This is a genomic window from Streptomyces sp. A 4/2, from assembly GCF_940670765.1.
Classification (GTDB): domain Bacteria; phylum Actinomycetota; class Actinomycetes; order Streptomycetales; family Streptomycetaceae; genus Streptomyces.
On sequence record NZ_CALNVW010000065.1, the window covers coordinates 1 to 7,603 of the forward strand.

The window sequence follows — 7,603 nt, forward strand, 5'->3', positions numbered from 1 at the left end:
CCTAGGACCTGTCCGGCCGATCATGAGGGTTGCGGGGAAGCGCGTGGACGCGCAGCGCGGCGGGTGTCATGATCACGCGGGCGTCCGGCGCGGGTCCGTGCGCAGGGAGGGACCATGAAGTTCTACGTCGCCATACCTGTTGTTCTGCTGGCGTTGCTCATCGCCGCCTCCGGCGTAGCGGGGGTTACGCGTGGCTGGGTGCTTCCTACGAACCGGCGGCCGGTCCGCCGCCCTCGCCTCTACGGGTGGGGCCAGTTGGTGGGTGCCTTCGCCCTGTGCTGGCAGCAGGTCTGCTTCTGGGTGCTCAGCGACCCCGACACCCGCCAGTGGGGGTCGCTGAGCGGCAGCGTGCTTCTGCTGACCGGCCTCATCGTGATGATGTTGAGCTATCGCAAGGGTGGTAATCGGCGGGGCAGTGGCACGCCCTGAGGGAGGTGTCCCGTTAGAGGTTGCCCGCTCGATCATGTGACTGTCTGACCGGTGGGTCGTTGTTCCAGCATGGGGCGGGGTGACTTGACGGATGCCGAGTGGGAACGGCTGCGGCCGTTTCTGCCAGTCGGCAACAATCGGTGCGGCCGGTGGCGGGACCACAGGCAGGGGGCCTTGACCCTGCCCTGGAACTCCGGCGTCGTCGAAGGACACGTCAACAGGATCAAGATGCTCAAGCGCCAGATGTTCGGCCGAGCCGGTTTCAGCCTGCTACGGAAGCGCGTACTGCTGGCCACCTGATCAACCACCCGGCTCTCGGTGATAGGACTTCCCTCTACCGAAAGATGATGAGAAGGCGACAGCGTGGACTCAGAAGTAGCGATCAGCCTGATCCGCATGGCCGCAGCAGACCTGGTCATGGAACCCTGGCAGCGTCCCCCAGACGCTTACCTGGTCCAGTTGGGCCTGGACACCCTGATGGCCGACATCGAGGCTCCCTCGCTTCCCCTGCTGGCTGGCCTCGCGCGTGGTGAGTACCTCCAGGCCCGCGAGCTGTTCGACCTTGTGCTGGAAGAGTTGGGCCTGCTGCCGCTGGTCTCGGAAGATCTTGCCAAGGCGCGATGGACCGCGGCCCAGTGGTGGGCCAGCCAGATCGTGGCGTGCCAACTCGATCCCGTGCACGGAGCGAAGCTGATGGGTCTGATGCCGGCGAGGCCGGGCGGGTTGGCGGCCTCGGTCTGCCGGGCGATCGCCTCGGACCTCGGCATGCCTGCCCGCAGAGGAAGCCGAAAAGAGCCCCGTGGGCATGCGCCACCGTCCCGCACAGGGCTCAGACCAGCAGCCGAATCGACGGAACCTCCGCATCCACCGCGATCTCCGTCTTGCAGCCTCCGCAGTACACACTCGTGGGCCGCCGAACGTTCGTCTGGATCGAACCTTCGCTCGACGTCTCCTGATGAGGGCAGTAGTTGCCGTAGTGCAGGCGAACCCAATTACTCAACGGCGTTGCGTCGGTGCCCCGCTTTGCGTCCTTGAACGGCGCCCACCAGAAGTCCACCACAGTCCGCAACGCCAGCCGGTCGTCCTGGCTTGTCACGTCGAACGCAGCGATCCGAGCTGCGGCGAAGTGCTGCTCGTTCCTGCCACTCCAGCAGATGGCCCGCTCGGCCCCCCGCTCCAGCGCGTTGGTTCGTCCGACCCGCTCGCAGACGAAGCAATCCAGGTTCAGCTGGATCGTGGGTTTCCAGAACAAAAGATCACGATGAACCTTCTCAAGCCCAGACAGAACCGCGGTGATCTCAAGGCTGCGCAACATCGTGCGATCGTCGCACAGCTGCTACAGCTGCTACAGCTGCTACAGCTGCTACAGCTGCTACAGCTGCTACAGCGGCACCGCGGGCACCCCGACTTGCAAAGTGCAGAGAAGGTAGCGCCACCAGCGAAGCAAGTCCATGCCGTATGAACGCGGTGTCAGCACCGAACTGTCGGCGGCCATCAGGTCTTTGAAGTACACGGCGGCCGGCTCGATCGGCTCCCCGAACGCGTCGAGGAGCTGCACGGGCTCCCAGGGGTCTTGGGTCTCCAGTAGCTGACCGATCTCGGGCAGCACGAATCTCTTCAAGTCCCTTCCGGGACGTTGTTCACCGGGCATGGCAGGAAGCTATCAGGAACAGCAACTGACCTGCGAAAACACCGAAGTTAGTTCGGTCAACATGCCGTGGCGCTGAATGCTGCTCAGTGGTGCTGGATGGTGTTGTCCGGGCCGAGGTGTGACGACTGCCGGAGAGCGATGACATTCGCGTTCGGTCCGGGGGCCGCTTCCCGCCTCGCGGGCACCTGAGAAGAAAGTTCGGCCGCTGCTCCCGCCTGACGGGACGTACGACTGATCGGCCTTTTCTTGCAGGTCAGAGCCGTGTGACGTGGTCTCCATGACAGTGGATATCAAGGTCATCCGAGCCGGTCAGATGTACCGCTACTACCTGCGCCAGACCGTCGTCGGCGACGGCCGCCGGCCCGCCCGCACGCCGCTGCGCGCCGCCCAGGAGCAAGCCGGTGTTCCGGCCGGGCGATGGATGGGCCGCGGCTTGGCCGCGCTCGGACTCGCGCCGGGTGAGGAAGTCACCGAGGCGCAGTTGCGGAACCTGTTCGGCGAGTGGGGCCGGCACCCGGACGCGGACCGGATCGAGGCCGACCTGCTCGCCAAGGGCGAGTCCCCGAAGAAGGCGTATCGGGCCGGCGCTCTCGGACGTCAGGTGGCGGTGACCGGTGTCGACTTCGTGTTCCGGCCGCAGCCGACGATCTACCTCCTGTGGGCGCTGGGGGATGAGGAGACCCGGCGGGTGATCGAGGCCGCGCACGAGCGGGCGATCGTACGGGTGCTGGAGTGGATCGAGGACGAGGTCGCGGTGATCCGCTACGGCAAGGACGGCATCTACCGTGTGCGGCCGCCCGGCGGTCTGGTCGCCGCCCGCTTCCGCCACTACGAGGCGCGCTCCGGGATGCCGCTGCTCCATGACCACCTGCTGCTGTCGGTGAAGGGGCAGCGCCTGGACGGGAAGTGGGGGTCGATCCACTCCCTGGCCCTGTACGAGAACACCGTCGCCGCCTCCGCGCTCTACAACGAGCTCGTGGCCGCTGAGGTCTGCGAGGAGCTGGGGCTGGCGACCGAGCCGCGCACCGTCACCCTGGGGCGCCGGCCCGTGATGGAGATCGCCGGAGTGCCGCACGAGCTGATCCGCTGGACCTCCCGGCGCAGCGACCAGATCGCCGCCTGCCGGGAGGACCTGGAGCACGAGTACGTCACCGCCGTCAAAGACGACGGCACCCCGAAGTTCCTGCCCGTGGTCTCCGAGCGGGCCCGCGCCAAGCTGAACGCCATGGCCGCCCGCAAGACCCGCCCGCCCAAGCAGAAGACCCAGCCGCTCGCGCAGCTGCGCGCGTGGTGGAAGACGAGCGCGATCCTCGCCTCCGGCGTCGCCGCCGACGTCATCACCTCCCTCCTCGAGTACGCCCGCGCCGCAGCTGCCGCGATCCGGGCCCGGGTCGCCGCTGTGGTCGACGTCGCCCTGGCGGCCGTCGACGTCGCCGCGACGGTGTTCGTGATGAACGACGGCGGCCGCTTCCACCGCAGGCACCTGCTCGCCGAAGCCCGCCGCCACCTCGCCCTCGTCCAGCGCGGCCGCCGCCGCGACCCCGGCCTGGACGACCGGATCGTGGCCGCCGCCATCTCCACCCACTGCCTGGACATCAGCGAGCCGAAGACCGTACGCGGCCTGGAGGCCGGCTACCGCCTCTACACCGCCCGGTGGGCGCTGTCCGATCTCGCACCCGCCCGACACCCACCGACCCCCGCACCCGACCCGGACCCACTGCCCCCGGCCGACCCGGGCACCCTCTCCCCGACCGCGCCCCGGTCACCCGGCCAAGACGCAGAGGGGTGGGAGATACCCCGCGTCCCGCTGCGCTACGACCGTGCGTTCCTCGCAGGCGCGGCAGTGCGGGAGAAGCTACGCACCACCGTCGTGCGGGGCCGGGCGTACGACGTCGCCGCGCACCAGCAAGCGGCGATGCCCGAACTGCTACTCGCGGACCAGGACGCCGACCCCGACCGCCCGGAGCCGGAGGACAAGCCCCGGTCGGTGATCGACGTGGCGGCGCTGCGGGCCCTGAAGGTATCGCGTACGGACGTGGAAGCTCTGGACTTCACCTCCGAGCAGCTGCGCCGAGTGACGGACGCCTTCACGAAGGCCGGCGACGGAGCCCGTGCGAGGACGAAGAAGTTCGCCGACCCAGAAGACGCCCCCGCACCGCGCCCGGTGCGCGAGGACGATCAGCGGGCGCACCGCCCCCAGCAGCCCGGCCCGCACAGTGGGCCGGAAGTCGGCCGCTGAGTGCTCTTCGGAGGGAGGCCGCACGCTCCGCCCGGCCGCACCGCGCGCGGTGGCGCGCGCACCATCCGCGCCTTTACATCGGCGGTGCGCGCACGCGATGCGCACCGGTGCGCGGTGGTCCGGCTACCGGTGTTCACCGGCCACGCGACGTCAGGAGGCCGGCCAGCGCTTACACGCGGAAGGCCTACCGGTGACGGAACTCCCTACCGGGGTGGGCCTCTTTGTAGGTCCGGAGATTGTAAGGGGCGTGTCACAGCCGGGTGGATCGCCTGAGGGACGGCCTGGCATCACCTGATACTTGGATCCTCGCCGTCAGATAACCCGCAGGTTCAGGAGAAGAGTTGGCCAGCAGCACGCAGGGCACTCCGTTAGCGGTGTCGGAGCAAATCAGACACCTGCAGGTGTCCGTCAGGCAGGACGAACGAGACCTTGCTTGGAAAAGGCGGCGCGCCCGGCGGTGGGGGACAGCGCTGGCTCTGGCTGTTGTGTCCATCCCGGGACTCGTGGCCTGGTCAGCCGTGCAAGCCGGTCACCATAAGGCCCTGGTCGCCGGGAACGCCGTACTGGTGACGGTGTTGGTCTTCTCGATGCTGACTCTGCTCGTGGCGTCCGTTGACCACCTCGTGAAAGCGCACAACTTTCTGGATGTCGGCCCTGTCGTGGTAGCCGACCGGTACGACCGCAGCCACACCGAGATGCAGGAGCGTTTGGAGACAAACCGGGAGGCCCTTCGGCTGTTAAGTGCCTTGTCGCAGGCCCCTTTGAGGGAGCGCAGAGGGTTGTACCGCGAGGATGTGGCTGAGGTCATCGCGCAGTACCAGACCGAGAGCCGGAAGTACCGGCGGGTTCACAATGGTCTTCAGAACTTGGTGATGATCGGTTCCACCGCGATGACGACGATTGCTGCGCTGGAGGCGAAGAACTGGAACTGGCAGAGCATCACAGTGGTCTGTCTCGGGTTTAGTGTGACCGTCGCCACCGCGTTCAGCGGGTACTACAAGTACCGGGAGCGCAGCTACTTCTTGCGCCAGACCGCGGACGCCATCGAGGAAGAGACGAACGCGCTGGCATTAGGCGTCGGGGAGTACCGTCATTTCACTCAGGACCAGGGGGATGAGGCGCTAGCTGTGTTCACACAGCGGGTGGAGGCCCTCCGCAACGAGCAGCGGCGGCGCGAGCAACAACTTGACCAGCCGGCAGACCAGACAGCTCCGCTAAACCCTCCACCCGCCTGAGCTCAGAGACGCTTGGTGAAGCGGGCAAGCCCGTGTGATCAATCGGGTGGATGGTTCAGAGGGGCCGAGTCATGCTGTTCCCCAGTCGATACTTAGCGGCTGGCCGCGAGTGGGGGGAGCAACAGTGGGAAGTGGCGAGCCGGGAATCGTTGAGGCGAGGCATCAAGGCTGCCTTGAGGCTTTCGTTCTACGCGCGCGCCGAGTGGAAGAGCACTCGCTCGCTGCGGACTGGGATGCGCTCGTCGCCCTGACCACGGTGCAAATAAGCGTTGTTCAGCTTGACAATGGCGAGACGCGGATCCGGCAGGAATTTCCGGCCGAAGAGGTACTTGAGTCCGCCGCTGCACGACTCAGGCCGATTCTGTTGACCGGTGACGCGTGCTTCTACCAGAAGGCGTTGGCAGCGCTGGGCTACTTCTGCCAAGCGTCTCCGCTGGATACGGAGTGGGTGAAGGCCACACGCGCTGAATGGCGGCTGCGAGTGGATCCATCCACGCCGGAGGAAGCTGGGTACTGGGTCATGATCAGTGACATGGTCACCGGTGAGGACAAAGGTCTCGATCGTCATAAGTTGGCTATGGCCTGGATCTATGGGGACGTGGTGCATCACGACATGGCACGGCGGCAGGAAGGCGACGCCTTCGGGCTGCTCGAGCGGTTCCGGGGCGCAGTGCCACTCGTCGCTTGGGCCATGGTCGGAACGATCGAGCTCCTGAACTACATTCGCGCACTGCACAAAGACGGGGTCCTGCAGCTGCGGCAGGAGGTACTTGACGAGCGGGTCGCGCTGAAGTCGACCACGTGGGAACACAGTGGCCAGGTGTTCTTCGCGCCTGCCGGAACGGAGCCCCCGGCGAATGCGAGTACTCCGCTGCCCAAGGATTGGGCTCGACTGGAAAAGACAGCCGACCTCTCGCGCTTCCGCACCGGATTTGGGGGACAGCTACTGCGTGCCGCTCGTTCACCCCACATGTCTGAACTGCCGTCGCCTGAAGAAATCGAAACCGCCCGCACGCCCGTCGGCGGCTGGAAGCGGGACCAACTCGCCGCCTGGAGCGTCCCGTGGCCCCCGCCCAAGGGATGGAAGGACGAGCTGACCGAGCGCTGGAAGGCTGCCCGCAAGGACGGCACACCGCCGCCCTTGCCCAGCCCGGCCCCCGCCGACTTCGCCCAGCAGACGCTCGACTTCGGCTGACCCGACGACAGCGGGGCCGGACAGGACCACGCGGAGAGCGAGCCCCGGCAGGCGATCGACCTGACAGCGCTGCGGGCCCTGAAGGAGTCCCGCACCGATGTGGAGTCCCTGGAGATCACCGCTGAGCAGCTGCGCCATCTCCAGGAAGCCTTCACCAAGGCAGCCGACAAGTCCCGCGAGACCATAGAGCGGTACGCCGGCCACCAGGACTCCCCCGCACCGCGGCCGATGCGCGAGAGCGACCAGAGGGAGCACCAACCGGAGCAGCCCGGCCCGCACGCCGGGCGAAGGGGCGGCCGCTGACGAGACGTGGGCGCGCAGATGCTGAGGCATGCGTCCTGCCCGACACTGTGCTGTGGGTGCAGTGGCCGGCTCACGCTGGGCTGGTGATCTGCGGTTCCTGGAAGTCACGCATCGGGCAGAGGAAGCGTGGAATGGTCGCGCAGGTATTGCCGACATTGAGCAACGCCGCGCACGTGGCTCCCAGGGACAGCTTCAAGCTCCCCGAGGTACAGGAACAGATCGACGACAGCGTCGTGGTGGGCGTGACTGCTGAGTGTATCCCGTAGCTCCGGCAGGAGATCAGCTTCAGGCTCCAGCAGGAGCCTTCTGAAGAACGGAAGGAAACGCCCACCCATCCCAAGGGGGTCTGCTCCAACAGGAGATTCGAGTAGGGCGCGCCAGTCAGGCATAGCTGCTTCCAGCCTGTGCGTCACTGTGTTCAGCATGGCTTTTTCGAAGAGGTAGTCCTTGTCGTCTGGACTCTTTTGAAGCAGGACTTCGAGGTCGAGCCTGGCGTCGTCCACGCGCCCTACTTGGCGGTATGAGACACAACGTTCGGCGACGGCCGTGGC

Annotated in this window: 9 protein-coding genes and 1 pseudogene; 6 read left to right on the top strand and 4 right to left on the bottom strand. The window is 66.7% G+C overall.

Annotation, left to right across the window (positions count from 1 at the left end):
* Nucleotides 1–114: 114 nt before the first annotated feature.
* Together NBY69_RS36670 and NBY69_RS37490 are read left to right on the top strand one after the other, a co-directional pair.
* Nucleotides 115–429, top strand: a complete 315-nt coding sequence (locus tag NBY69_RS36670; protein ID WP_250306617.1) for a hypothetical protein — start codon at nt 115–117, stop codon at nt 427–429.
* Between the two features lie 174 nt (nt 430–603).
* Nucleotides 604–729 (top strand): hypothetical protein, encoded by a 126-nt coding sequence (locus tag NBY69_RS37490; protein WP_284350406.1) that lies wholly within the window; start codon nt 604–606, stop codon nt 727–729.
* Nucleotides 730–798: 69 nt separating this feature from the next.
* Here NBY69_RS37490 and NBY69_RS36680 read toward each other — a convergent pair whose 3' ends face one another.
* The 3 genes from NBY69_RS36680 to NBY69_RS36690 form a co-directional block, all read right to left on the bottom strand.
* Complete coding sequence (locus NBY69_RS36680; protein WP_250306618.1) at nt 799–1,110, bottom strand: hypothetical protein; 312 nt, start codon at nt 1,108–1,110, stop codon at nt 799–801.
* Nucleotides 1,111–1,258: 148 nt separating this feature from the next.
* Entirely contained in the window at nt 1,259–1,744 is a 486-nt protein-coding gene (locus NBY69_RS36685; RefSeq protein WP_250306619.1) for a hypothetical protein, read from the bottom strand.
* 66 nt (nt 1,745–1,810) lie between these two features.
* On the bottom strand, nt 1,811–2,038 hold the full coding sequence (locus NBY69_RS36690; protein ID WP_250306620.1) for a hypothetical protein: 228 nt from the start codon (nt 2,036–2,038) through the stop codon (nt 1,811–1,813).
* 319 nt (nt 2,039–2,357) lie between these two features.
* Here NBY69_RS36690 and mobF point away from each other — a divergent pair, with 319 nt between their 5' ends.
* The 4 genes from mobF to NBY69_RS36710 all read left to right on the top strand — a co-directional run bounded on the left by mobF (nt 2,358) and on the right by NBY69_RS36710 (nt 7,052).
* Entirely contained in the window at nt 2,358–4,319 is a 1,962-nt protein-coding gene (gene mobF / locus NBY69_RS36695; protein WP_250306621.1) for a MobF family relaxase, read from the top strand.
* 341 nt (nt 4,320–4,660) lie between these two features.
* Nucleotides 4,661–5,554, top strand: coding sequence for a DUF4231 domain-containing protein (locus NBY69_RS36700; RefSeq protein WP_250306622.1), 894 nt, complete (start codon nt 4,661–4,663; stop codon nt 5,552–5,554).
* A gap of 202 nt (nt 5,555–5,756) precedes the next feature.
* Nucleotides 5,757–6,749 carry a hypothetical protein gene (locus tag NBY69_RS36705; RefSeq protein WP_250306623.1) on the top strand — a complete coding sequence of 331 codons (993 nt, stop codon included), beginning with the start codon at nt 5,757–5,759 and terminating at the stop codon, nt 6,747–6,749.
* A 99-nt stretch (nt 6,750–6,848) separates the two neighbouring features.
* Nucleotides 6,849–7,052, top strand: coding sequence for a hypothetical protein (locus tag NBY69_RS36710; protein ID WP_250306624.1), 204 nt, complete (start codon nt 6,849–6,851; stop codon nt 7,050–7,052).
* Between the two features lie 104 nt (nt 7,053–7,156).
* On the opposite strand, the pseudogene NBY69_RS36715 reads toward NBY69_RS36710, so the two are convergent.
* Nucleotides 7,157–7,603 (bottom strand): annotated as a pseudogene (locus NBY69_RS36715) (hypothetical protein); the annotation flags it as partial.

What these genes read in the sequence shown, in the direction of transcription:
- NBY69_RS36670 (WP_250306617.1), top strand. Translation starts at nt 115, where the DNA reads ATGAAGTTCTACGTCGCCATACCTGTTGTTCTGCTGGCGTTGCTCATC.
- NBY69_RS36685 (WP_250306619.1), bottom strand. Translation starts at nt 1,744, where the DNA reads ATGTTGCGCAGCCTTGAGATCACCGCGGTTCTGTCTGGGCTTGAGAAG.
- mobF (WP_250306621.1), top strand. Translation starts at nt 2,358, where the DNA reads ATGACAGTGGATATCAAGGTCATCCGAGCCGGTCAGATGTACCGCTAC.